This is a genomic window from Marininema halotolerans (assembly GCF_900116235.1).
Classification (GTDB): Bacteria; Bacillota; Bacilli; order Thermoactinomycetales; family DSM-45169; genus Marininema; species Marininema halotolerans.
In genome coordinates, this window is record NZ_FPAA01000010.1 from 42150 (window position 1) to 67233 (window position 25084).

The 25084-nt window shown below is 44.8% G+C and carries 22 protein-coding genes and 2 pseudogenes; 20 read left to right on the forward strand and 4 right to left on the reverse strand.

Annotation, left to right across the window (positions count from 1 at the left end; all coding sequences use genetic code 11):
- The first annotated feature begins 164 nt into the window (after nt 1-164).
- The 13 genes from CHX35_RS13025 to CHX35_RS13085 all read left to right on the forward strand — a co-directional run bounded on the left by CHX35_RS13025 (nt 165) and on the right by CHX35_RS13085 (nt 11950).
- Nucleotides 165-674: a DinB family protein gene (locus CHX35_RS13025; RefSeq protein WP_091838084.1), complete on the forward strand. Its 510-nt coding sequence runs from the start codon at nt 165-167 to the stop codon at nt 672-674.
- 140 nt (nt 675-814) lie between these two features.
- Nucleotides 815-1540, forward strand: coding sequence for a GDSL-type esterase/lipase family protein (locus CHX35_RS13030; RefSeq protein WP_140413621.1), 726 nt, complete (start codon nt 815-817; stop codon nt 1538-1540).
- A gap of 96 nt (nt 1541-1636) precedes the next feature.
- The gene (cls, locus tag CHX35_RS13035) at nt 1637-3076 is read left to right on the forward strand and encodes a cardiolipin synthase (protein ID WP_091838087.1); all 1440 of its coding nucleotides are present in this window, start codon (nt 1637-1639) and stop codon (nt 3074-3076) included.
- 155 nt (nt 3077-3231) lie between these two features.
- Nucleotides 3232-3690, forward strand: coding sequence for a MarR family winged helix-turn-helix transcriptional regulator (locus tag CHX35_RS13040; RefSeq protein WP_176392076.1), 459 nt, complete (start codon nt 3232-3234; stop codon nt 3688-3690).
- Nucleotides 3690-4451, forward strand: a complete 762-nt coding sequence (locus CHX35_RS13045; RefSeq protein WP_176392077.1) for an HlyD family secretion protein — start codon at nt 3690-3692, stop codon at nt 4449-4451. Before CHX35_RS13040 ends, CHX35_RS13045 begins: the two co-directional genes overlap by 1 nt.
- A 32-nt stretch (nt 4452-4483) precedes the next feature.
- Nucleotides 4484-5119 carry an HlyD family secretion protein gene (locus tag CHX35_RS13050; RefSeq protein WP_091838092.1) on the forward strand — a complete coding sequence of 212 codons (636 nt, stop codon included), beginning with the start codon at nt 4484-4486 and terminating at the stop codon, nt 5117-5119.
- 42 nt (nt 5120-5161) lie between these two features.
- Nucleotides 5162-6775 (forward strand): DHA2 family efflux MFS transporter permease subunit, encoded by a 1614-nt coding sequence (locus tag CHX35_RS13055; protein ID WP_245838816.1) that lies wholly within the window; start codon nt 5162-5164, stop codon nt 6773-6775.
- A 152-nt stretch (nt 6776-6927) separates the two neighbouring features.
- Nucleotides 6928-7848 (forward strand): cation diffusion facilitator family transporter, encoded by a 921-nt coding sequence (locus tag CHX35_RS13060; protein ID WP_091838093.1) that lies wholly within the window; start codon nt 6928-6930, stop codon nt 7846-7848.
- A 263-nt stretch (nt 7849-8111) separates the two neighbouring features.
- On the forward strand, nt 8112-8963 hold the full coding sequence (locus CHX35_RS13065; RefSeq protein WP_091838095.1) for a C40 family peptidase: 852 nt from the start codon (nt 8112-8114) through the stop codon (nt 8961-8963).
- Between the two features lie 428 nt (nt 8964-9391).
- A complete protein-coding gene (locus CHX35_RS13070; protein WP_091838097.1) occupies nt 9392-9862 on the forward strand; it encodes a CBO0543 family protein in 471 nt (156 codons plus the stop codon).
- Nucleotides 9863-10013: 151 nt separating this feature from the next.
- Nucleotides 10014-10391, forward strand: a complete 378-nt coding sequence (locus CHX35_RS13075) for a CidA/LrgA family protein (RefSeq protein WP_091838098.1) — start codon at nt 10014-10016, stop codon at nt 10389-10391.
- A complete protein-coding gene (locus CHX35_RS13080) occupies nt 10388-11062 on the forward strand; it encodes an LrgB family protein (protein ID WP_091838100.1) in 675 nt (224 codons plus the stop codon). The genes CHX35_RS13075 and CHX35_RS13080 overlap by 4 nt, the downstream gene beginning before the upstream one ends.
- Nucleotides 11063-11104: 42 nt before the next feature.
- Nucleotides 11105-11950 (forward strand): YihY/virulence factor BrkB family protein, encoded by an 846-nt coding sequence (locus tag CHX35_RS13085; RefSeq protein ID WP_091838102.1) that lies wholly within the window; start codon nt 11105-11107, stop codon nt 11948-11950.
- Nucleotides 11951-11995: 45 nt separating this feature from the next.
- Here the strand turns inward: CHX35_RS13085 and CHX35_RS13090 are convergent, their stop codons facing one another.
- Nucleotides 11996-12367, reverse strand: a complete 372-nt coding sequence (locus tag CHX35_RS13090; RefSeq protein WP_091838104.1) for a DUF423 domain-containing protein — start codon at nt 12365-12367, stop codon at nt 11996-11998.
- Nucleotides 12368-12580: 213 nt separating this feature from the next.
- Between CHX35_RS13090 and CHX35_RS13095 the strand changes: the two genes are divergently transcribed.
- From CHX35_RS13095 to CHX35_RS13115, 6 genes and pseudogenes are all read left to right on the forward strand, one after another.
- A complete protein-coding gene (locus CHX35_RS13095; protein ID WP_176392079.1) occupies nt 12581-13843 on the forward strand; it encodes an MFS transporter in 1263 nt (420 codons plus the stop codon).
- 12 nt (nt 13844-13855) lie between these two features.
- Nucleotides 13856-14527: a helix-turn-helix domain-containing protein gene (locus tag CHX35_RS13100; RefSeq protein ID WP_091838107.1), complete on the forward strand. Its 672-nt coding sequence runs from the start codon at nt 13856-13858 to the stop codon at nt 14525-14527.
- A gap of 268 nt (nt 14528-14795) precedes the next feature.
- Complete coding sequence (locus tag CHX35_RS13105; protein ID WP_091838109.1) at nt 14796-17495, forward strand: S8 family serine peptidase; 2700 nt, start codon at nt 14796-14798, stop codon at nt 17493-17495.
- A 256-nt stretch (nt 17496-17751) separates the two neighbouring features.
- Nucleotides 17752-18918: pseudogene (locus tag CHX35_RS13110) on the forward strand (S8 family peptidase); the annotation flags it as partial.
- Between the two features lie 144 nt (nt 18919-19062).
- Nucleotides 19063-19305, forward strand: a pseudogene (locus CHX35_RS18165) (pre-peptidase C-terminal domain-containing protein); the annotation flags it as partial.
- 214 nt (nt 19306-19519) lie between these two features.
- Nucleotides 19520-21136: an MDR family MFS transporter gene (locus CHX35_RS13115; RefSeq protein WP_091838110.1), complete on the forward strand. Its 1617-nt coding sequence runs from the start codon at nt 19520-19522 to the stop codon at nt 21134-21136.
- 93 nt (nt 21137-21229) lie between these two features.
- Here CHX35_RS13115 and CHX35_RS13120 read toward each other — a convergent pair whose 3' ends face one another.
- The 3 genes from CHX35_RS13120 to CHX35_RS13130 form a co-directional block, all read right to left on the reverse strand.
- Nucleotides 21230-21700 (reverse strand): hypothetical protein, encoded by a 471-nt coding sequence (locus CHX35_RS13120; RefSeq protein WP_140413622.1) that lies wholly within the window; start codon nt 21698-21700, stop codon nt 21230-21232.
- An 18-nt stretch (nt 21701-21718) separates the two neighbouring features.
- Nucleotides 21719-22012: an antibiotic biosynthesis monooxygenase family protein gene (locus CHX35_RS13125; protein ID WP_091838113.1), complete on the reverse strand. Its 294-nt coding sequence runs from the start codon at nt 22010-22012 to the stop codon at nt 21719-21721.
- Nucleotides 22013-22189: 177 nt separating this feature from the next.
- Nucleotides 22190-24406 carry a transglycosylase domain-containing protein gene (locus tag CHX35_RS13130; RefSeq protein WP_091838115.1) on the reverse strand — a complete coding sequence of 739 codons (2217 nt, stop codon included), beginning with the start codon at nt 24404-24406 and terminating at the stop codon, nt 22190-22192.
- Between the two features lie 189 nt (nt 24407-24595).
- On the opposite strand from CHX35_RS13130, the gene CHX35_RS13135 reads away from it, so the two are divergent.
- Nucleotides 24596-25021 (forward strand): DUF2621 family protein, encoded by a 426-nt coding sequence (locus tag CHX35_RS13135; protein WP_091838117.1) that lies wholly within the window; start codon nt 24596-24598, stop codon nt 25019-25021.
- Nucleotides 25022-25084 lie beyond the last annotated feature (63 nt).

Sequence of the window (25084 nt, forward strand, 5' to 3'; positions counted from 1 at the left end):
AATCGCAAAGAAATGAAGGGGTTCGGTATCTACAAAAAGGGTTCAATCCTGGTTTTGAAGAATGTAGAATAAGAGAACGGAAGGATTTCCCTGATCCAGTAATGGGTCATGCGGGGTGAAATGCTTCTTTTCTTTGTGGGACAAATTCTGTGGAGGTGTTCGTAATGAAACATCAGGCATTGGAACAGTTTGATTATCATATCTGGGCAAATGAACGACTATTAAAGCGGCTCGAAGAATTACCAGAAACCTTTTATACCCAAGAGCTAAAAAGTGTCTTCCCCTCGATATCTGCTGTAGTAGAGCACCAATATGTAACAGACCGAATTTGGCTACAAGTCATGAAAGGGGATAAGTATGAGCAAATTATCCCCTTTGCACAAGGACAAAAAGAAAAAGTGGCAGGTAAGAGCACTGGGGAGATAAAGGATTTATTTGCTACTCTATATGAGGAGTTTCGTCGTTTTTTTTCAGAGCAGGAGGATTTAGATCGTTTATATGTATTAGAACATCCCCAAGGGAAATTAGACATGAAGTTATCCGATATGATTTTTCATGTGGTGAACCATGGTACTTACCATCGAGGTAATATCGGAGCCATGTTCCGTCAAATGGATCAAGCAGGGGCATCCCTGGATTATGTCTTTTATGCCACGGAGAAGAGCACAGTTTGAACAATTTCATACCAAAGGGAGCGGAGGTGCAGTGAAGCACCTCCGCTCCCTTTGGTATGAAGAGGAGATATCATTTTTGAGTTAATTGTTGCTTAAGGAAGGGAAAAAACCAGTAAGTTATTAAGGAAGGGGAGAGGCGGTTGCATATCCGTAGATGGGGGATACCCTTGGTTATCATCGTGATTGTGTCGATCGGGTGGGCAGAACATTACCACCCAATGACTTCAGCCCAAACGATCAAGGAAAAAAGGATTCTTGCCCTTGGCGATTCGCTCACGTATGGTTATGGTGATCGGGAGCATGAGGGGTATGTTGGCGGTTTAAAGCGAGCATTAAATCGTGAAGATAGCGACACACAGTATAGGACGACCAATGCTGGAATTTACGGGTTACGAACCGATGGGGTTCTAAAGCAGTTGGCGAAGCCGGAGATGACCCAATCAGTGAAACAAGCGGATGGAATTATTCTTTTTATTGGAACAAATGATTTTATCCAAAGTACTGGTGGGAACATGACACATCTATACAGGAATCGTCTGGCGAAGGGCGAAAAGAGATTTGTACACCATCTTCATCGCATTTTAACTCAGTTGAGAAAACAGAATTCTGACGCGCCTATTACACTGTTAGGTCTTTATGATCCCTATCCAAATCGCGTAGTGAGTGATCCTTATATCGCTAAATGGAATCAAGCGAGTCGTAATGTGATCAAGCATTATCACCAAACACGATTTGTCCCCACGCAATCCCTTTTTGAACATCGATCAAAAAGAGAGGTGTTTAGTGATGAATTACATCCTAACCACCAAGGCTATCAGCTCATTGTACAACAGTTATTGCGTAAGGGAAGAATCGTGAAGGGGTAAGTGGGAATGATGTTGGATGGGACAAGGGAATCCATAACCGCAAATGAGTTGTGAAAAGTAACAGGTGTCGGCGAAGGTGAAAAGGGGAGAGAGTCTGTGAGTGTGGTCGCTTTTTTATTCGGGACCCTGTTGATTATGAATATCCTGCTGGCGGTTGTCGTCGTCTTCTTAGAACGACGCGATGTGAGTTCAACGTGGGCATGGTTATTGGTTCTTAGCTTAATACCAGTGATCGGGTTTATTCTTTATTTACTCTTCGGGAGGAACTTAAGCCATAAGAAAATATTTACTTGGGATAAGCAAAGCCGTTTGCGTTTACAACGTGTGGTAACGGCACAAAAAGAAGGGTTAAATGAAAGAGCAAAACGGGACCCCATTCTACAAGAGTATCGTGAATTAATACGGATGCACTTAAATCATGATCAGGCGGTTCTTACGTATCAGAATGAACTTCAAATGTTTACGGATGGTAGAACAAAGTTTGATGCCTTGCTTGCTGACCTTGAAAGGGCAGAGGATCATATCCATCTTTTGTACTATATTGTTCGTAATGATCGATTGGGGCAAGAGATTGGTGAGGTGCTTGCACGCAAAGCCCGCGAGGGAGTGCGTGTGCGACTTCTCTATGATGATCTTGGATCGCGAGGGTTAAGCAAGCGGTTCATTCGAAAATTGAGAGAAGCTGGAGGAGAAGTGGAGGCTTTTTTTCCATCGCGTTTACCATTAATTAATCCGCGCATGAATTATCGAAACCATCGGAAGCTCGTGATCATCGATGGTCAAACAGGTTACATCGGTGGTTTCAACATCGGGGATGAATACTTAGGATCGAATCCCCGCTTTGGTTATTGGCGGGATACCCATCTTCGAATTGAAGGTGGAGCGGTTCATTCCTTACAAGCAAGGTTTATATTGGATTGGAATCAGGCCTCTCATCGTCACCTTTCTTTTCAAAATTACTATTATCCACAAGCGCGGGAAAATGGTGATGTCAATATACAGATAGTCTCTAGCGGACCCGATGCGGAGTGGGAACAGATTAAGAATGGCTATATTAAAATGATTCTTTCAGCCAAGCGGTACATTTATATTCAAACACCCTATTTTATTCCGGATGATAGTTTATTGGATGCGCTTCGCATCGCGGTATTTTCCGGGATCGATGTCCGGGTGATGATTCCTGATAAGCCGGATCACCCTTTTGTTTACTGGGCGACGTACTCTTATGTGGGAGAGCTATTGAAAATTGGAGGCAGAGTTTATATCTATCGAAACGGTTTTTTGCATGCCAAAACCATCGTTGTGGATGGTAAAATCGCTTCTGTGGGAACAGCCAATATTGATGTACGTAGTTTTCGTTTGAATTTTGAGGTGAATGCCTTCTTGTACCATGAACAGAGTGCAGGTAACTTGGCTAATGTTTTTCATCAAGATATGATTCAATCCACTCCTCTGACATGGGAGAAGTATATGCAACGCTCGTTAACCATTCGTTTTAAAGAGTCGATCTCCCGCTTAGTATCCCCGATCTTATAAAGATATCGTACGAACCATGCCGCTTTCGGTGTGGTTTTTTTTGGATGCTTCGGGTTGTTGACAATTAGCATGCGAAGTAATTATAATCTAGTAGTTAGTTCGGCTAAACATTCGCATGCGAAATTGTTGTTGCGATTGGAATAGGAGGAATGACCGTGAAGGATGAAACCCTGGACGAGTTGATTGTCCTGATGCGAATGACGGCACGAGCGTTCAGACAGCGCTCGTTCCAGGAGTTAAAACAATATAACTTAACGTTCCCTCAAAGCATCATTTTAAAGACCTTGTCGATGGATGGACCTTATTCTTTAGCTAACCTTAGTGAACAAGCAGGAATGACGACGAGTTCGGTTAGTGGAATTGTCGATCGCTTGGAAGCAAACGATTGGGTCACACGTCGGCGTGATGAAAATGACCGCCGGGTGGTTTGGATTGAGCTTTCTGATGAAGGTAAGGAACTTGTGCGTCAAGTTCCGGCTCTGAACTCGGATCACTTTAAACAATTGTTGCGTCGGATGCCTGAGGAAGATGTGACGTTACTTGTAGAGCAGTTGAAGAAGTTTTATCGTTTTATGGAAGAAGAATTGAACCGGTGTGGAAAGGAGGAAAAATGATGCGGAAAGCGATCCTCCTGTCCTTGAGTTTCCTGATTGTTGTTGGAGCGGCGGCGGCAGGCGTTGTCACTTGGGTTCATCATGAAAAATACATTTCGACAGACAATGCGAAGGTATCTGCTGATACAGCTACGGTCGTTGTACCCAAATCCGGGTTGGTGACGAAATGGTCAGTGGAGGTCGGTGACACGGTTGAAGTCGGCGACAAGCTTGGCTATGAAGCTGCACAAGCCACTGAAGAAGATGCTAAAACGAAAGACCCAAGGTTGGCTGCTTCAAAGGCGAACCAATCGATGAGGCTTCGTAACCCGAGCCTCATGAAAGCGCAACTCGCATTAAAAGCGAAAACCGCTAAACCAGAGAAGATTAGCCTTCCTTCGACATTGGATGGCACGGTGATTGGAACAAGTGGACAAAAAGGACTCGTAGTAGCAAAGGGGACACCCCTCGCATTGATTGCTGATTTAAAACATCCCTATATCGTGGCTTATATTGATGAAGAGGATATAGAGGATGTTGACAAAGGACAGGAAGTCGATGTGACCTTGGATGCGGATAAGGGTGAAACCTTTACAGGAACAGTGGATGAAATTGGGTATGAAGCAGGTAACAAAATGACCCAACAAGCGATTGATAACAAAGCATCCCAGGGAAACAAAGATCGGGAAACACAACGTGTTCCGGTACGAATTGAAGTGGATGAACTGGATAACCAGTTTGCGATTCCTGGGTTAAATGCGACCGTTAAAATTCATAAATAATAGACCCCGATTGGGAAAGGAGCAGTTCTAACATGAAGACCTCTCGAATTATCCTGCTCAATATCCTGATTCTGGTAATCATTGCAGGTGCAGGATTAGGTGGATATGCGTATTACAATCACACGGTGAATTATGTATCGACGGATGATGCCAAAGTAAAAGGTGACATTACCCCCGTTGCAGCACACACCGCAGGGAAATTGGTTTCTTGGAAAGGCGAAGAAGGTAAGAAGTTTGATGAAGGGGATGTCATTGGAAAAATTAAAGGTGCTTCGGGTACTTCCTCAATTAAAGCGTCTGTTGATGGGACGATGATTCGTAATCAAGTCAAAGAAGGACAAATGGTTGCTGCTGGACAAAATCTCGGTTCAGTAACTGATATGGATAAACTGTACATTGAGGCAAACATTGAAGAGACCGACCTTGAAGATGTGAAAAAGGGTGCGAATGTTGATATCGTAATTGACGCAAATGAAAATACGAAGATTGAAGGGGAAGTAGAAGAGATTGGTTTAGCTACGGCGGCTACTTTCTCCATTATGCCTGATCAAAATGCAAGTGGTGATTATACCAAAACGGTACAACGCGTTCCTGTACGCATCTCCATGGATAACATTCCAAGTGAAGCAGTTCCAGGGTTGAACGCAAGTGTTGAAATCGACCGATGATGAAGGGGATGGGAATGATTTTGACGAAAGGAGGAGACGCAGATGAGTGAAACGGTAGGTTCACGGAAAGGGTTGGGAATGGGCCGCCATGCCCCATTGATTGGGATTAGTATCTTGGGTATGTTTTTGGCAATTCTTAACCAAACCGTTCTAAATGTTGTTATTCCTCGGTTGATGACGGATTTTGCTGTTTCAGCTAATACCGCACAATGGTTACTGACGGGCTACATGCTGGTCAATGGTGTCTTGATTCCAATCTCTGCCTATATGATGGAGACGATTGGAACACGTAAACTTTTTATCATCGCGATGAGCCTCTTTACTATCGGTTCTCTCCTCTGTGGAGTGGCTGGTTCCTTCTCCGTGATGATGATGGGTCGAATTGTTCAAGCGATGGGGGCAGGCGTAATCGTTCCCCTTGTAACGAACGTGGTATTGTTTGTATTTCCTCCAGAACTTAGAGGCCGCGGAATGGGGATTCTAGGGGTTGGGATGATTTTTGCTCCAGCGGTAGGCCCAACGCTTGCGGGTTGGGTACTGGAGAAATACACCTGGCGTTTGATGTTTGATGGCATGATGGTTATGGGGTTGATTACGGTATTTCTAGGGATTCTTTTTATGAAGGATGTGGCTCCTAAACGTAAAATCCCAATGGATGTACTGGGCGTTGTGCTATCGATCATCGGTTTTGGTGGGATTCTTTATGGATTTAGTGAAGCAGGTCCTGAAGGCTGGAGCAGTATGGAAGTAATCGTTAGCTTAGTGGTTGGTGGAATCGGTGTTTTCTTCTTTGTGATACGACAACTGAGCATCGAGCAGCCACTGTTAGACTTTCGGGTATTTAAGTATGATATGTTTACCCTGTCCACAGTGATCAACATGATTATCACCATGGCACTCTATGCGGGGATGTTTTTGCTACCGATTTATCTTCAAACCTTACGTGGCTTTACTCCCTTTGAGTCGGGACTACTTCTCTTGCCTGGCGCATTGATTGCTGGATTGGTGACGCCGATTTCGGGGATACTTTTTGATAAGATTGGTCCTCGTCCATTAGCCATTGTTGGTTTGGCATTGACCGCAGCAACGACATTTGAGTTTACTCAGATTACGTTGGAGACCAGTTACTCTTTCATTGTGATGTTATATACGGTGCGCTCCTTTGCTATGTCCTTGCTGATGATGCCGATTATGACAGCTGGTTTAAATCAGTTGCCGGCAACTTCAAACAGTCATGGGAATGCGATGAGTAATACCATGCGACAAATTGCTGGCTCGATTGGGACAGCACTCTTGACCACCGTTTATACTACCAATACAAGCAATCACTTTGCGACCATGACGCAAGGAATGAACACCTATGATACGACCTTTATGCAAACCTTCCAAGGGGCATTGCAAAAATTTGCTTCCTTCTCTGGGTTACCGATTGATCAAGCAAAAGAAGTATTCTCCTCATTATTTTTTGGAGATGTAGCGAAACACGCCGCTACCATGGGTATCAATGATGCTTTTTATTGGGCAACTGGCTTTACTTTACTCGGACTCCTACTCAGCTTATTCTTACGTGATGTGCGCAAGGATAAAAAGAAAGTTTCACCTGAGGAACGCAAGGAATCAACACGGAATGAAGAACAAGAAGTGGCGGTTTCTTAACTTCAGTGCAAAAAAACCTCGAGCAGCTTGTTGCTCGAGGTTTTTTTATGGATGAAGGGAAACAGGAGGGATGAATGGATGTGTAAAAGTAAAAAGTAAAGGGGAGTCAATCGTATAGGGGTATTGCCAATACGATGAAGGAGAGAATCGGAATGCATCAACACCACGGACAAGATCAACAGGGTGCCTCCTTTACGGAACAACGGGAGGGCAATCGCAAAGGACTTATCATTGCGCTTACCATTACAACCGGAATTATGATTATGGAATTCGTGGGTGGTTGGATCATCAACAGTTTGGCGTTGTTATCGGATGCTGGACATATGCTGAGTGATGTGGCCTCAATGGTTTTGGGACTTGTAGCAATGGGGTTTGCCAATCGGCCAACCACTTCACAAAAAACCTATGGTTTATATCGATTTGAAATTTTGGCTGCGATGTTTAATGCAATCACACTATTCATTATCGCAGCTGTAATTCTGTGGGAAGCGGTGGATCGTTTCCGCAAGCCGCCTGAGGTAGCGGGTGGAACGATGGTGATTCTGGCAGCGATCGGCTTAGTGGCGAATGTAACCAGTGCGTGGTTTTTACTACGAAAAGGTGATGTCAAAGAGAATGTAAACCTCAAGGGTGTTTATCTCCATGTGATTGGTGATGCCCTTGGCTCAGCGGGGGCTTTTGTAGCGGGATTGCTCATGATTTTCTTTTCTTGGTACATAGCAGATCCCATTATTAGTGTGCTTGTATCCTTATTGATCCTAAAAAGTGCGTATGGCGTATTAAAACAAAGTATTCATATTCTGATGGAGGGTACACCCTCGTCCATCAATGAAGAAAAAGTTCGAGAGACCCTTTTAGGCATCAGTGGTGTGATGGATGTACATGATCTTCATATATGGACCATCACATCGGGAATGGATACATTAACCTGTCACTTACAAATCAAAGATGATCATGATGGGCAGCAGGTTTTGCAAGCCGCCATCCATAAAATCGAAGAGGACTTTGGGATCCATCATACAACGATTCAAGTAGAAAAATCTGACCTGCAGCATCGGGACTTATGGGTGTGACCGGTGCGATTTCTTCTGTGAGTTTTCACTCCCCCAGTGGGGGTTTTTTTAATTTGCTGGGTAGGAATTCGCGAAAAAAGGCATTTTTAGCTTGTCTCATCAATAAAACTAGAAACTGTAACCCCTGTACGTCATGGACTGAGCTGTGACGACGAGGGGGAGATCTCCATGATAATCCTGGGTGAGGGGGTTTATGGGGTGAAAGGAGGGGCGATGCAGCGCAACCCAAGACCTAAAAATGATGAACGGGGGAGATTTGATTTATGTCCGTATATCCTGACAAGAAGGTGATGACGACTCTGACGGTGGCCGGATCGCTACTGGTGGTAAGTCCTCAAGTAGCAGATGCTTCGGCTAACCCAGAACAAACAGATACAGGTTCCAAAGAGACGGCTTATCAGGTGAATCAGGCGGTGGCGGTTCAAGAATCACCTTCGAAATGGCGATATCATGTCGCTTCAACGGGGATTCGGGCGCATGTGGATGAGGAAGGGCTTGAGGCGGGGACGTATTACATTGTGAGAAAAGGGGATACACTTTCTGAAATTGCAACAAGGTATCAAATGCATTTGGAAAAACTGATTCAGATGAATCGACAGATTAAAAATCCGGCTAGGATTTATATTGGGCAAAAAATCCGTATTCTCAAGGGATCTAAGGGGTCTAAGGAATCTGAAGAAAAGGCCTCTCCTGACAGGAAACCCTCAACAGAAAAGCCTTCAAGCCCTTATTTGGGAACTGGCAAAGGAGCATCGATCGTTAATGAGGCGATGCGTCATTTAAATGCGTCCTATGTGTATGGTGCCAGTGGCCCCAATCAATTTGATTGCTCTGGTTTTACAAAATATGTATATGATAAAATTGTAGGAAAACAACTGCCTCGGACTAGCTCAGCGCAAGCATCCGTTGGAAAATTTATTTCAAAGGGCAATCTTCGTGCGGGAGATTTGTTGTTTTTCCGAACCGGTGGCGGTGGGATCAGTCATGTAGGGATCTATATGGGCGGAGGAAAGATGATTCACGCTTCCAATCCACGAGATGATATCAACATTAGTAACTTGGGCGAACGGTATTGGAGTCAGCGGTATGTAACTGCACGTCGAGTGCTCCGGTAATTGAACATCTCAGTCATTATTCCTATCGCTTGATGGGATTTAACCAAAGGCATTGATGATGCTCCCACCATTCCATCATGATTCAATACAAGTGAATGCTGAGGGGCTAAAGAAAAAACACCAACATTAAAGAACCCTTTCTCCCTGAGACTGGATTCTTTCCCCCATCACACCGTTAAAATAAATGAATTTTCAAATAATACGTTTAAATCCCAGTTTCGATCTGGGAGTTTAAATAGGAAGCAGTAGAGAGGCAGAATGGTTCTTATCTGGAACCGGTTGATTACCGGTTTCTTTTTGTTGTGTTTGATTGGTTATCGGTGAAGAGCATATCAGTGGAATGTTGAAGGGAACAATGATGGTGAAGTCAGTGAAGCGATAGTGAAACAAAACTGGGATGAATTCGAGTGTTAATGGAGGAATCAATCGTGATCTTTATATGGTGGACAATTGTGTGGTGGATCATTGGTGGCTTATATATTGATTGGAACCAGTGGCGAGTCGGCTATGCGACAGCGATTGCGGGAAGCCTTGGCTCCTTTCTATTAGATGCAGCCTTTGTCAGTGGGGGATTCTGGAGTTATGATGATGGTTTGTTAAAAGGATTATGGCCCAATATCCTCCTCAATATCAGTTTATACCCTGTTGGCGCATGGATTTTTGTACAGCGATTACCTAAGACAATCCGTGCTTGGTTTGGTTGGGTGCTTACCGGAACCGTTATTCTTTTATCGGTAGAATATAACTTGTATTCATTAGGTCACATGACGTACCACCACGGTTGGAATATTGGGTGGTCAGCCATCGCGAATGTGATCTTGTTAACGTTGTTATGGGTTCATTTTATTATGGTGGAACGTAACGTTGGAAGTTTAGAGTCTAGTCATCCTGGGGGATAAGTCTTTAACCTTTGTTGCACCTGCATCCATGCAAGAATAAAATCTTGTCCCATTCGAATACATTCGGGTGATCATGGTGGTAATATAAAACCGTGCGAGCAGGGAGGTCTGTATTGTGATAGCATCTTGAGATGGAGGAGGTGGAGCGAAGGTGAGGACATGGTTAATACCAGTACAAGTCACGGGACTGTGGGGAATTTATAAGAGTGGGTGTTGGATAAAGGACCTTTTACAAATTCCTATTCCAGGGAGTTTAATTGGCATGATCCTTTTGCTCTGCCTCTTATTGACGGGTATTATTCCTGAACGTTGGTTTGCCATTGGCTCGGAGTGGTTGCTTCGGTGGTTACCCCTTTTTTTCCTGCCGTCGATCGCAGGGGTTCTCGGGGTTCTCCCTTTTTTAAAGGAGCAGGGGTGGACGTTAGCAGGTGTCGTTTTGGTTAATACACTCTTCGTCATGATGATATCTTCCCTGATGAGCCAACGGCTCCTTCGGCGACGATATAGTCAAGAGGGGGAGATGGATTGACGGCATTGATTTTTGGAGGCATTACTGTCGGACTATACTGGTTATTTAGAAGTCTATACCATAAGCTGAAACACCCTCTACTTTCACCCATTGCAACCTCAGGTTTTGTTCTGATCCTTCTTCTATCTTACTGCCATGTCCCATATCATACCTATATGGTTGGTGGACAATGGATTGATCGTTTGTTGGGTCCTGCTGTGGTGGCTTTTGCCTATCCCATGTATCGTCACCGGCGCCTGCTACGTCTTTTTTGGCTACCGTTATTGAGTGGCGTTGGGATCGCTGTGTTAATGACCTTGATCATGGTGACCAGTTGGGCCAAGATCCTCAAACTACAACCCCTAATCTTTCATACCTTGTTACCAGAATCAGTGACAACGCCGGTTGCAGTGGATTTGTCTCGAGAATTAGGAGGCATTCCATCGTTAACAGCAGTCATGGTCGTATTTGCTGGGATGTGTGGTGCTGTATTGGGGCCATGGCTTTATCGGTGGCTCGGTGTGAATCATCCTTTGGCGAGGGGAATTGGATTGGGTAGCGCCTCCCACGGAATTGGTACGGCCCAAGCATTTGAAGAGGGAGAGGTTGTTGGAGCAGTGAGTACGGTTTCAATGACACTTACAGCGTTAGTCACTGCAGGAGTCAGCATATGGATTCTCGAAATCCTGTAGGTGGTTGATGGAGGTATTTGACGAAAAAAGGTAGGTGAAGAGATGAAGGCAAGGGAGGCACGTGGGGCTCTTTGGCCAGTGATTCGGCATGTATATCGATCCGTGATGGAACATGGTGTCACGGATCTCGCAGCGGCCTTAGCTTACTACTTTTTATTGTCCTTGTTTCCGATGATGATCTTTTTGGTTACTCTTTTGCCTTATCTACAGATCGATCCCGATTCAGCGGTTCGCTTTGTCAACGGAATTGTTCCTGTGATTTCACAAGGGTCGATTGATGGTACGATTCGCGAAATTGTGAGCCAGCGGCAAGAAGGTTTGCTGTCCTTTAGTCTGCTTGCAACCTTATGGGTGGCATCCAATGGGGTAAGTGCAATTATTCGTATGCTGAATATCGCCTACGAAGTGGAAGAGAATCGTCACATCGTGCGGGTGCGTTTATTATCCTTGAGCTTAACAGTCGGGCTGGTGGTAGGGCTTTCGATCTTATTGGTATTCTCAGTATTTGGCGATGTGCTTCTCCATCACTTAGCTTACTTTATCCCCTTGGAGAAAATAAGCGGACTCTTTACCATTATGAAATGGTTTGCTTCACTCTTTCTTACGGTGATTGTGTTGGTGGGGATTTATCAGATTGCCCCTGCGACACGGTTGCCTTTAAAAGAGGTGATTGTTGGAGCTTTGGTAACAGCGACAGGTTGGCAGATTAGTTCGCTCGGCTTTTCCTTTTATGTAAGTAACTTTAGCAATTATTCCGCTACATACGGTAGTTTAGGCGGTGTCATTGTCCTGATGATTTGGTTCTATCTTACGGGGATGTTCTTGATTATGGGTGGAGTCATTAACGCGGCGATTCATCGTCATCGATGGATTTTGCGTAGAAGTTAAAAAAAGAAGGAGGCTGAGATCTCAGCCTCCTTCTTTTTTTTATCCTTAGAGCTGCTTGATCGCGGCAATCGCGATACATACCCAACCGACAAGGAAGGCAAGCCCTCCGATCGGTGTAATCGCACCTAACTGTTTGACACCTGTTAACGCCATCACATAAAGACTGCCTGAGAACAATAGAATCCCAGTGAGTAGAAGCCATCCTCCTGTTGATACGAGGGGAGAGGACCCGACTTTTGAGACGAGAAAACCAATGAAAAGAAGGGCTAAGGCATGGATCATATGATATTGCGCGCCGGTATGCCAATTGGCAATCATTCGATCTGAGATCTTTCCTTGTAAGCCATGGGCACCAAATGCTCCCAAGGCGATGGCTAAAAACATGTTGATTGCACCAAGGACGATAAACAATTTCATTACGAGATCACTCCTTTCCCGTATTATAATCTGGGGTTTACTTAAAATCAGCTAGGTTCACGGCTTTGCCACAAGGTCGATTGCAAAAGAAAATGATTTTGTTAGGATTTCCCTATTTTTCTCTTTACAGGTGGCTTCCGAGTCATTAAAATAAATTTTAGCGATAAAATTTATTTTAATTGTCTGGGTATGAAGGGAAGGGGATCATGGAAAATGAAGAGCCAAGTGGCAGAACAACCGATTGTACAGCAACCTGGCGTATCAAGATTTTCTTTATTTAGAAATTATCAATTGGTTGGTATATGGGTGGCAACACTGTGTGCGGGGTTATCCATTTCGGCTTACCTTACGACTGAATCCTGGTACGTATTGACAGGCTTGAAAATGCCATGGGCATTGGGGATCGTATTGATGGTGACCGCAATTCCGCGCCTGATCTTGATGATGTGGGGAGGCGTTATCGCCGATCGATTTAATAAAGTTCGCATTATGCTCGTTACCAATGGATTGCGCAGTATCATGACAGTGGGAATGGTATTTTTGTTGGGAATCGATCAGTTGTCGTTACCCTGGCTACTGATTTTTGCAATATTCTTTGGGGGATTGGATGCTTTTTTTTGGCCGGCAAGGGGAGCTATATTGCCGCAAATCGTCAAAAAAGAAGAGCTCATGAAGGCCACGGCGATGATGCAGACCATCCAGTACATAGGAACCATCGCCGGTCCAGTACTAGCAGGGGTAATGATGACGTGGGGATCCTTTACGGCTGCCTTTTCTTTCTCTGGAGTCGCCTTGTTGATCGCTGTCATCACATTACTCATCATTCCCCCGCTGAAGAAACAGGGAAGGGTAACGAAGGAGCAGAGTTCATCGCTTCAGGAGTTAAAAGAAGGGATTCACTATGTGTTAAAAACCCCTTGGTTGCGTGTGCTCCTTCCAATTACTCTCTTGGTGAATCTTTTATTAGTGGGTCCTTTAACCATGGGGATACCCCTGGTGGTAAAACAACAGTTACAGGGAGATGCCTTGGATCTTAGTTACATCGAAGGGGCGTTATCCTTTGGGATGGTATTAGGGGGACTGCTTATCGGATTGCTTACCTTGCGCCGAAAACGCATGCTGATCAATGGTCTTTTAGTAATGGTGATCGCTGGATCGATGGCGATGTTTAGTATGGTGACAGCAGTATGGCAAGGAATGGTGACACTAGCGTTATACGGGATAGCAGTGAATATAGGGAATACGATCACCTTCACGATTCTGCAAGAGCAGGTGGAGGAGGATAAGATCGGGCGTGTGATGAGCGTATTGATGACCGCATCGATGGGGTTGATCCCTCTCTCCTATGGCCTAGCTTCTGTAGGTGTGTCAATAGGCGTTCCGATTTCGACCCTTATGCAGGGGGCAAGTTTGTTGACGATTCTTTATTTAAGTGGGATGCTGTTTACCAATCGAATCTTACGTGAGATGGATTGAGGGTGATGAGTGATGGCAAAAAAGATCACCGATGTGGAATTTTTAAAGGTGATTTCCGATCCAAGGCGCATTCAAATTATGCATTTGTGTGAACAGGAAGCTTTATCAGTTAAGGAACTAGCACAAAAGCTTGGGGAAGAACCTTCCCGTCTCTACTATCATGTCAAGAAACTGGTTGACTATGAGAAACTCGAAGTGGTGGATACACGAAAGCATGGCAATTTAACAGAGAAACTGTTTCGGACTCGCAATATCGGTGAAGTATCCTACCTTGATCGCTCATTGTTGGCAAATGAGTATCAAACTGTGTTTGAAGAGTATCAAGAAAATATCAAACAGGGGTTTGAGTTAGCGATAAAGTCGATGGCTTTATGGAAGGAGCGAAAAGGCGATGTGGATGAATCGATCCCCTTTCCTGCCCATGTCGTGTTTGACAGTGGAACGAACCACTTGACCAAAAAAGAGTGGCTGGAGGCACTTCAGCGTACCCATGACGCTTGGCAACACACGGAGGATGGTGACCAATCGGTATACCCGGAGGAAGTAAAGAATCTGCTCCATGAGACGGGTGACGAAAAAGGATCGTATCAATTTCTATTAATCAGTTATCGGATCGAGGATGGGCTTAAGATGGGGATATTTTCACCGGTTGCGGAAGAGGAAGAAAAGAAAAAGAAGAAATGATTCTTATATGAAAAGATGAAATATCGGGTTTTCTGCGTCGATCAAATCATCTCATAGGGTTTCCTTACGAAAGAATCTCCTTGCATTTGGTGAGGGGGTTTTTTTGTGTGGAGGAAAATGCAAGATAGCAATTCCTATTTATGGGGGATGAGTCGATAACCTATGCAAACTTGAAAAATATTTTTTTTAATGAAGGAGGATTTTGGATGAACCAGTTGAATTAATAGAAGTGCATTTTAGATTGGTATAAAGAACTGGAGGAGTTCGATTGAAGAAGAAGATGGGCGCGATTGCTTTATCGCTTGCACTGATCACAGGGGCTGTAGGGACAGCCGCTGCTCAGTCCACAATGAAGGGGAATGTTGAGCAACAAACGCAAGTACTGCAGAAAGATTGGTTAAAAAATAAAATTGCGAAGGGTGTGAAGACTGCTGGCCAAAAGCGAACCACGGTCATCGTAGAGTTGGCGGCTTCCCCCACGAGTCTCGCAACCATTGATAAAAGTACCTCCGCAACGCAATTGCAGAAGGAATTAACCGTACAAAAAAATGAAGTGATCGATGGAGCGGAGAAGAAAGTCACGGATCTCGTTACTGAAAATAGTTATGAAACGGTATTCGCGGGCTTCTCGGCAACGCTTGCGGGTCAAGATGTTAAAAAATTAGCCTCACTACCTGGTGTGAAGCGGATTTGGCCCAATATCCGTTATAAGGCCAACTTGAAAGAAAGTGTTCCATTGATCGGGGCTCCGGATGTTTGGATGAAGAAAGATTCCCGTGGATCTGCGATTAACGGTAAAGGCATACGGGTGGCTGTGGTGGATACGGGTGTCGATGCAAAACATCCGGACTTAAAGGGAAAAGTAGTGGGTGGGTACGACGTTGTCGACCATGATAAAACCCCACAAGATGGGGATGGGCATGGCACCCATGTGGCGGGTACGATTGCAGCGAATGGAAAAGTAAAGGGAGTTGCCCCGGGTGCATCCATTTTGGCCTATCGGGTACTCGATAATAATGGCTTTGGAACGACGGATGATATTTTGGATGGCATTGACCGTGCGGTGAAAGACAAGGCCAATGTGATGAACCTTTCTTTGGGTGAGATAGCTAATAACCCCGAAGATCCATTGGCACAGGCGATGGATCGAGCAGCTCTTAAAGGAACCATCCCGGTAGTTGCCAACGGGAATGATGGTCCAAAGGCTTGGACAGTAGGGACACCTGCGACCTCCCGTGAAGCCATTTCTGTGGGGGCATCAACGAAACGGATTACCCAACCAGATTTATCCCTTGTTGGAGAAGATAAAGTGGCCCATTTATTATTAGTGGAAGGGTCCAAAACATTTCCAACAGGGAATGCGAAACTGATTTATGTTGGACACGGAAGTAAGTTGGAGTACAGCAAAAAAGACGTAAAAGGAAAGATTGTTGTCGCAAAATGGCGGGAAGATGAGTTAGAGGATCAAGCGGATCTTGCAAAATCGAAGGGCGCAGTGGGTTTGATTCTAGTAGGAGCCGATCGGAATATAATGGAATGGTTGGAAGAACCCAAATATGCTACGCCGACTGCGCTCATTTATGGAGAAGAAAGTGACTGGTTATATCAGTCGATTCGTGCTGGGAAGCTTGCTGGATCGATTAAAGGTGTTAAACAAGAATTGATGGCTCCCTTTAGTTCACGGGGTCCAGCTACAGGCAGTTGGGAGATTAAACCGGATGTCTCAGCACCTGGAGTGGATATTGTTAGCACCGTTCCTGGCGGAAAGTATGAGTCATTAAGTGGAACCAGCATGGCTTCTCCTCATGTGGCAGGAGCAGCAGCGCTGATTAAGCAAGCTCATCCTACTTGGGATACCCGTGCTATCAAAGCAGCCTTGTCCAACACGGCTGTGACTCTGAACGAGCGAAATGGTGTTCCATATCCTGCAACGACGCAGGGAGCTGGTCGGATCAATATCCCCGCAGCGATCGACACCAAAACGTTAATTGTGCCTTCGACCGTAACCTTTGGAAAGCTTGATCCTCATACCGGAGTCCAATCACTATCTCGTTCTGTGGAAGTTCGCAACCTCAGTCAAGAAGCAAAAACCTATTCAATTGAAACGGAATGGGCATTGGGGCAAGAAAAATTAAACATCACCGCGCCTACAACATTAACCGTCAATGCTCAAGGCCATGCTGATGTAAAGGTTGATCTACAGGCAGATACGGACTTACCACGCGGCGTATATACAGGGATGATCCGATTACATGATGGCGCGCAAACACTCAAGGTACCGATGTCCGTCATGATTGATCCTGAGGATTATCCAGCGGTTAACTCGGTTGTGGCAAAACCCAATACAATTTCACCCAATGCGGACAAGGTGAAGGATAGTACTTCGCTTTCCTGGTATGTTCCGGCACCGTTACAATCACTCGATATGAAAGCATTAAAGCTGAATCACGATGGTGAAGTGGAAAAAGAAGTGTCCCTCAGTCATGAAACCCAGCCAAAGGTGGGAATGAATCTCCGTTCATGGAAAGGGATCGACAAAAAGGGGAAGGCACTTTCTGATGGGGTATATATCATCGAACTGACCGGGACCCACCAGGACACAGCGTATGCTGATGTTGGATATCCCGTGGTGATTGACCGTAAAGTTCCTACACTTACAATGAGTTCTTCATTTTCCTCAACAAAGATTAAAGGAAGCATGAAAGATGATATGCTCGATATTTTACGAGCGAGCTTCTCTGATACTCCTGATCTTGTAAAAGTAAGTTGGAAGAAGTATGGATCTAAATATAAAAAATGGACTAAAATACCAGTCATGCAAAAATACACAGGGGAAAGTACAAAACTCTCCTTCACCTACACCTTCAAAAAAGGAACCATGAAAAAAGGTACCACGAAGGTATGGATTAAAGTGGTGGATGCAGCTGGAAATGAGAAAAAGAAAGTAATTAAAGTCAAAAGCAAATAACCTTTCATCATGAACCCTGATGGGGATGAAAAAGCCCTCTTCTTCGTTTACGTGTGAGTAAATCATACATGGCGATGGGAGAGGGTATTTTTTTATGGGCATCTCAACTAAACAGAGAATTTATAACTTTTCAAATCAGTGCATAAAAATTCAGACTATTCGCAATTAATAAAATTAATTTTTTTTTTGAGTGGACAAGCAAAGAAATAGAAAAGTGATGTATATATTAGAGTCAGAAAAATAAGGAGTGATGTGCTTGAAACGGTTAAGTCGTGTAGGGTTGGTTGTCGCAGCGCTTGGATTAGGGTTGTCCTTCGTTTGTTCACCAATTGCAGGGGCGCAGCCATCAACAAAACATGTAGGCGCGCAAACAAAAGACAGAATTATTGTAAAGTTCAAACAAGGGATTTCCACCAGTCAAATGAGTGCGTTGCACAAAAAAGAGAACGCGACAGTCGAATCAACGAACAAGGCATTGAATTTTGAAGTAGTAAAGGTTGAGGGGCAATCGGTACAGGAAGCGATCAAAGCGTATAGCAAAATGTCTGATGTGGAGTATGCAGAGCCTGTAACGGAGTACAAAGCATTCTGGACGCCAAATGATCCATTGTATGCTTCGGATCAATATGGACCACAAAAGATGGATGTTCCAGCCGCTTGGGATGTGACTATAGGAAAAAAAGACGTGATAGTTGCAGTGGTGGATACGGGGGTGCAGTTAGATCATCCTGATTTAAAAGGACAAATCATACAAGGGTATGATTATGTGGATAATGATAACGACGCAACGGATGAACAGGGGCATGGAACCCATGTGTCTGGGACCATTGCGGCGTCAACTGATAATAATGTGGGGGTTGCTGGCGTTGCCCCGAAAGTACAAGTGATGGCCGTTCGGGTACTGGATGAAAATGGTTCAGGCACAAACAGTGCTGTCGCCAATGGAATGACCTATGCAGCGGATCATGGTGCCAAGGTCATCAGCTTAAGCCTAGGTGGAACCAGTCCCTCTAAAGCCGTTGAGGATGCGGTCAACTATGCATGGAATAAGGGTGCTGTGGTGGTGTGTGCAGCCGGTAATGCAGGAACCACAAGCCCCAACTACCCTGCGTACTATGAGAAAGCAATCGCAGTGGCTGCAACGGATGATCAGGACAAAAAAGCATCCTTCTCCACCTATGGATCTTGGGTAGATGTTGCTGCTCCTGGGGTCAATATCATTTCCACGGTCCTTGGTAATGGCTATGCCAAATATAGTGGAACATCGATGGCTACTCCTCATGCTTCCGGTGTCGCTGCGCTATTGGCATCCCAAGGAAGGTCCAATTCCGAAATTCGTTCCGCAATGGAGAGTACCGCGGATAAAATCCCAGGTACAGGTACCTATTGGACACATGGCCGCTTAAATGCTGCGAAGGCGGTCGGTGCTGATACAGGTGGGCCTGGTCCAGACCCAGATCCAGAAGACAGCTATGAGCCAAACGACACACAAGCTACTGCCTATGGCAACCTGACTTCAGGTAAAGTATATAACAGTAAAATTTTTGATGCTGACGATGTGGATTGGTACAAAATCAAAGTGGGTACCTTCTCATCGATCTCGCTAAGCCTATCCGACTTGCCAGGAGACTATGATTTGTACCTATATAACTCATCAGGAAGCCTAGTGGCTCGTTCTTGGAAGTCCGGTACTTCGAGCGAATCGATCTCCTATCGCGCGTGGTCATCGGGTACTTACTACATTAAGGTTGTCGGTTGGGATGGTGCCCACAGTTCGACGAAGGACTATGCATTGAAAGCAACTTTTTAAAAAATAAGTTGGTTTCTTGCAAAGTAGCCTCTCTCAAGAATGAGAGAGGCTACTTTATTTATTGGGAATGGAATCCCCTTATGGATATGGGAAAATTTGATTGACATAATACGAAGGGAGGAGTAAAGTAGTATTACTTAACAGTATTAAATAATCAATAAGGGAAATATTCGCATGCTAAAGATTAGGGATGGATCAGAGAGGAAGATTGCGAATGGATACTGCTGAACAGCTACAGGCGGGCCAAGTGAACGCAAGTGGTCATCGGGGAATTTTAATTACGGGTCTAATCATCGCGATGTTATTTGGTGCGTTAGATCAGACCATTGTGGGAACAGCGATGCCAAGAATCATTGGGGAACTGGGTGGTCTCTCGATGATGACCTGGTTAACCACAGCGTATATGCTTGCTTCCACTACCGTAGTGCCCATCGCAGGGAAATTAGCGGATCTTTTGGGAAGGAAACGAATTTATATCACCGGGCTCGGGATATTTGTTATCGGCTCTGCTTTATGTGGATTGGCCCAAAATATGACTCAGCTAATCTGGTTCCGGGGGTTACAAGGAATTGGTGGGGGAGTCATGATGCCTATGGCCATGATTATTATTGGCGATTTATTTACAGGGAAACAACGGGCAAAATGGCAAGGGATTTTTGGTGCAATGTTTGGACTTTCCTCGGTGATTGGGCCCCAAATCGGTGGTTGGATTGTGGATGCTAGCCATTGGCGTTGGGTATTTTATATCAACCTTCCTATTGGTTTTTTGGCCATGATTTTAATTTCAATCGGTCTGGGAAAGAGTCAACTAAAGAAGGATATTCGCTTTGATTGGTTGGGAATTCTGACGATGGTGATTGGAGTAGTTGCTATCTTACTTGGATTGACCATGGGTGGCAATCAGTATGAATGGAATTCTTGGCAAATTATTGGTTTGTTTTGTTTAGGTATTTTTACCCTCGCTTTATTTGCGTGGATTGAATCACGGGCAGCCGAGCCGATTTTGCCTGTACGATTGTTTAAACATAGAACCTTTCTCACACTAAACGGAATTGGTTTTTTGATGAGTGTGGGGATGTTTGGTTCCATCATGTTTGTGCCTCTCTATATGCAAGGGATCTTGGGAGTAAGTGCATCAGCTTCTGGAAGCGCAATGACGCCAATGATGTTGACCATCGTGCTCGGTAGTATTTTAGGTGGTCAACTCGTGCAAAAGCTAGGCGTAAGGTGGCAAGCGACCCTTGGCATGGTAATTATGGCGGTTGGGTTTGTATTACTGTCTACCCTCGCACTGGATACCTCTCGATGGACCGTTACGAGCTATATGGTGGTTCTTGGGATGGGTATGGGATTGGTAATGCCGATTCTTACCGTGGCTCTTCAAGAGAGTTTCCCCAAATCGGAGTTGGGCGTGGTCACTTCCTCCAGCCAATTTTTTCGTCAAATTGGAGGGACATTTGGTATGGCGATGTTGGGAGCCGTGCTTAATGCAAAATCAAGCGAACTTTTAACGGACAAGATGAAACCCATCGCCGAGAAGATGCCTGGCAATGAAATGATGGCGCAACTGATGAGTAAAGTGAATGAAAATGCCCAAGGATTGTACTCTTCTTTGCTGGATCCTAAGACATTAGCAAAAATGCCTGCGATGTTTCACCAATCCATCCTTCCGATTTTAAAATCGGCCCTTGTAGATTCGTTGCATAGCGTTTTTCATGTTGGGCTGGTATTTGTGTTGTTAGGAACCATTTTGACGTTTTTCTTAGGGAACATACGCATCTCTGATCGACGTGGCGAAACGCCCAAAGAGTCTCAATCTACCGGGGAATAAGTCGAATCCATGGAAATAAAAAAAGCCAAGTTGCTTCGCTACATGCGGAGCCTTGGCTTTTTTCCTATCGAGTGGGTGGTTAAAAGTTGCTTATTAAATCTTGATGGTAGCGATGAAAATCGTGAAGAGAAGGACAAGCACGGAAATATTGAGCAGCATGATATAACCTTTAACAGCGGAGACTGCCGCATCTCCGCTCTCCGATTGAACTCGTTTCGATAGTTTTCCACCATAGATCGGAAGCGCGATGATATAGAGGAGGATAAAGATACTGATGGCACGTTCCTTGATAATCAGCCACAGTGGCATGTAGGCAGACCAGCTACCGGTTAGCAACATATAGAACCCTGCAATGGCACCAAGAACAGCGACGGGAATCATCATCCGTACATTGAGGTTATGAACACTTTCCATACTCTTGGTCATGGAAAATCCTTCATTGTTAAACCGGATGGATTTACGGAGCCAGATGACCATCACAGCAAGGCCACCAAACCAGCTTGCCATACACAGGATGTGAATAAAAAGAGCAATACTGTAATCAATCTGCATAGTTGGATTCAATCCCTTTCTTCTTTAAATTCAACCAATAAGTACTTCGAAGGTCTCTAAATCGGGTTGGCGTCCTTCGCTATCCCCGCGTTTACCTCCGTGTGCTTGAGCAAAGGCTTCGCTCTTTGTCCAATTAATAAAATCCTCTTTTCTTTCAAAAACGCTCTCAACGATGAGACGACTTTCATCCTCTGTTTTTAGGAGGCGAAAAGAGATAAAGCCAGGAACTTTCTGCATGCGTAGGTCTGCCCCTTGAAATCGCTCGATCAGGTGATGGAGTTGCTCAGGCGATTGGATCGCGATGCGGTTATTTACTTGGTACATGGATGACTCACTCCTTTCCTACTTGTATTGTACATGGAAATTAGATCGGTGTCCGTTTATAATACAGTCTTACCTGGATCAGAAGGAAAATATCATTATATGTGAGAACCCCCGAATCTACTAGAATCTTCGGGGGTTCTTGTATGAAGGTGAGCGATGTTTTTTTGTTCTACCTTATTACGGATTTGTGTCATTCGGTGGATCATTGGGGTTGGTGGGAGGAGGATCACCTTGGTCTCCCTCTGGGTTATCCGCTCCTTGATCCTGACCTCCGGCCCCGTCTCCAGGGTCGTCAGGCTGATCCCCGCCTTGATTATTGTCTCCACCACCGGGTCGTTGCGGGGGTGTCGAGGGCTCTCCGCCTTGGCTTGCGGAGTCACTCGGTTCATTTCCTTGGTCAGAAGGGGGATTTGATGGCTGGTCAGCTGGCTGATCAGGTTCGTCGGATTGATCACCAAAGTAGGTATTCCAGCCATCGTTGTTATTATCGCTAGGCGTAGACTTTGCCCCTTCCGAATTGAGTTGACTCACTTTCGTGCCAGAGAGAGTTTCTCCCATCACTTCATGGAAGATGCGAGCGGGATATTCACCACCGGTTAAGTCGACACGGCTTCCTCTTTCATTGAAGACGATGGTCGCCATGACATATTCCTTGGTATAACCTACAAACCATGCTTCTTTACTATTCTGTGTGGTTCCTGTTTTACCAGCGACATCACGTCCGTCAGAAAGGGCGGCATTTCTTCCTGAGCCGGCAGTAACCACGTGCTTTAATACATTGTTCATTGTCGAAGCCGTGGATGATTTGAAGATATGCTGATTCTTTTTAATCGCATCTTTGGGTTCGACCACATTGCCATCTACATCGACAATTTTTTGAATGGTATGGGCTTCTGTCATTTTTCCCTTATTGGGAAAGACCGAATATGCCTGAGCCATTTGCAGGGTGCTCACGCCCTTGGTGAGTCCACCGAGAGCAAGGGGCGCGGGTGATTTATCACTGGATTGTAAATGTAAACCTAGTTTATTTGCATACTGAAATGCTGTGTTGACACCAACTCTGTCTACCAGTAAACGTGCGGTCGCAACATTGAGGGATTTGGCGGCGACATCTTGCAGGGCAAGGTTACCATGGTACATATGATCCATATTTTTTGGTGACCAACCCCTATAACTAAAGGGGGCATCTGAAACCGGACTATACTGATTGTAACCTTTTTCCTCCACTGCAGGTGCATAGACCGTTAATGGCTTGATGGAAGAGCCAGGTTGAGCTGGAGCTAATGCCTGGTTTAGGTACCCACGGATATAACTTCGTCCGCCTCCCAATGCAGCGATACTCCCTGTTTTTGGGTCGATCATGGTGGAACCGGCATTTAATTTATCGTGTCCCTTGTAAAAGGTGGAGTCTTTTAAGGCACGCTCGAGGGAGAGCTGTGCTTTCTTGTTCATGCCGGTATATATTTTAAAGCCACCATTCACAAGTTCCTTGGAATCCAAGCCATATCGTTCTTCGGCCTCTCGCAATAAGTAATCTTTGTAAGCTTGGAAACGTCCATCGCTTTTGCTATTTTGCAGATATTTTTTATTGACACCCAATTTGGTTTGTTTATACTTTTCCGCTTCATCTTTTGTGATGATCTTATGTTCTGCCATCTTATTTAAGACGACATTGCGCCGGAATTTGGCCTCATCAGGGTGGATGTAGGGATTATACCCTTCAGGTGCTTTAGGGAGCCCTGCTAAAAGCGCAATTTCATTAGGTTTTAGCTTTTCCTTCGTAATATCCTTGTTGAAATAAATTTTTGCTGCCATTTTGATGCCTCGACAGTCGTTGCCAAGGTAGACATAGTTCAGATATGCCTGGAGAATTTCTCGCTTGGAGTATTTTCGTTCTAAGTTATAAGAAATCGCGATCTCATTGACTTTACGTAAAAAGGTTTTCTTATTTTCATTGAGGATAATGTTTCGTGAGACCTGTTGGGTGATTGTGCTAGCTCCCTGTTTAGGGCTAAGCGTCAAAATATCGATCGCAATTGCCCGACCGATTCCTTTGAGGTCCGCACCATTGTGTTGATAAAATCGTTCGTCTTCTACAGCTACAAAGGATTCGATCAATTCCTGGGATTTTACTTTATTTAGATCGACGTATTCCTTTTTTGAGTCACCCATCGTGACGACAGCCTTGTCATCATGGTCATAGAGTGTTGTGGCAAATCGAAGTTTTTTGAGACTATCTAAATCATAATAAGCAGTTGTAAGCATGACTGCCGCACACCCGCCGATAATAAATAAGAGCGAGGTGCACATGACGAGTAGCCACCACTTTTTGGTCATCATTGTCCGGTAAAATAAGCGACCGGACCGTTTTGCTTTTCGTAATCGAAGGTTCATTACCTGTCCTCCCCTAAATCTTAATCTCTATCATATCGCCAATGCCATGGAAGTGAAAGTCCTTTGCATGGTAAAAAAGGTAAATCCCTAGGAATAAAGTCGACTACATGGTTCCATTCCCCAGAAAATGCTACAATAAGAGGGGAAGAACGAAAAGAAAATTAACCGGAATTTATGAGGTGATAGGGAATGCCAGGTTGGGTCATTTGGATCATGATTCCATGGTTTCTCTTTATGATTTGGTTTTTTGCAACAGGTGGTTATTTCATGTTTCGCAAATTTCTGCGCGGGATGCCAAAGGAAGACGGCAAATCAGCGTTAGACTGGCAGGATCACTATATTGATCGGACCCGCCATCTCTGGTCAGAGGAGCAGTTAAATCTACTGGAGGAATTGGTTCAACCTGTTCCCCAGTTATTTCGAGATCCAGCGAAACGAACGATTGCTGGAAAGATTGGCGAATTGGCAGTCAAAGAAAAAGCCGATCAGATGCGCGAAGATCTGATCATTCGCGGGTATATCCTTGCTACCCCCAAACGGGATCATAAGTGGTTAGTGAAGACCTTGGAGAAGAAAAAGATCGATATGTCTCCTTATCAGGGGCTGCTCGGGTAATGGGGTACTGAAGGCGTCAGGCACGTCGGTAGTACCCTTTTTCGCATGGATAAACTCACCGAT

What these genes read in the sequence shown, in the direction of transcription:
- CHX35_RS13085 (WP_091838102.1), top strand. Translation starts at nt 11,105, where the DNA reads ATGAAGGCAAGGGAGGCACGTGGGGCTCTTTGGCCAGTGATTCGGCAT.
- CHX35_RS13095 (WP_176392079.1), top strand. Translation starts at nt 12,581, where the DNA reads ATGAAGAGCCAAGTGGCAGAACAACCGATTGTACAGCAACCTGGCGTA.
- CHX35_RS13045 (WP_176392077.1), top strand. Translation starts at nt 3,690, where the DNA reads ATGCGGAAAGCGATCCTCCTGTCCTTGAGTTTCCTGATTGTTGTTGGA.
- CHX35_RS13115 (WP_091838110.1), top strand. Translation starts at nt 19,520, where the DNA reads ATGGATACTGCTGAACAGCTACAGGCGGGCCAAGTGAACGCAAGTGGT.
- CHX35_RS13060 (WP_091838093.1), top strand. Translation starts at nt 6,928, where the DNA reads ATGCATCAACACCACGGACAAGATCAACAGGGTGCCTCCTTTACGGAA.
- CHX35_RS13130 (WP_091838115.1), bottom strand. Translation starts at nt 24,406, where the DNA reads ATGAACCTTCGATTACGAAAAGCAAAACGGTCCGGTCGCTTATTTTAC.
- CHX35_RS13025 (WP_091838084.1), top strand. Translation starts at nt 165, where the DNA reads ATGAAACATCAGGCATTGGAACAGTTTGATTATCATATCTGGGCAAAT.
- CHX35_RS13050 (WP_091838092.1), top strand. Translation starts at nt 4,484, where the DNA reads ATGAAGACCTCTCGAATTATCCTGCTCAATATCCTGATTCTGGTAATC.
- CHX35_RS13055 (WP_245838816.1), top strand. Translation starts at nt 5,162, where the DNA reads ATGAGTGAAACGGTAGGTTCACGGAAAGGGTTGGGAATGGGCCGCCAT.
- CHX35_RS13065 (WP_091838095.1), top strand. Translation starts at nt 8,112, where the DNA reads ATGTCCGTATATCCTGACAAGAAGGTGATGACGACTCTGACGGTGGCC.
- CHX35_RS13100 (WP_091838107.1), top strand. Translation starts at nt 13,856, where the DNA reads ATGGCAAAAAAGATCACCGATGTGGAATTTTTAAAGGTGATTTCCGAT.
- CHX35_RS13135 (WP_091838117.1), top strand. Translation starts at nt 24,596, where the DNA reads ATGCCAGGTTGGGTCATTTGGATCATGATTCCATGGTTTCTCTTTATG.
- CHX35_RS13125 (WP_091838113.1), bottom strand. Translation starts at nt 22,012, where the DNA reads ATGTACCAAGTAAATAACCGCATCGCGATCCAATCGCCTGAGCAACTC.
- CHX35_RS13090 (WP_091838104.1), bottom strand. Translation starts at nt 12,367, where the DNA reads ATGAAATTGTTTATCGTCCTTGGTGCAATCAACATGTTTTTAGCCATC.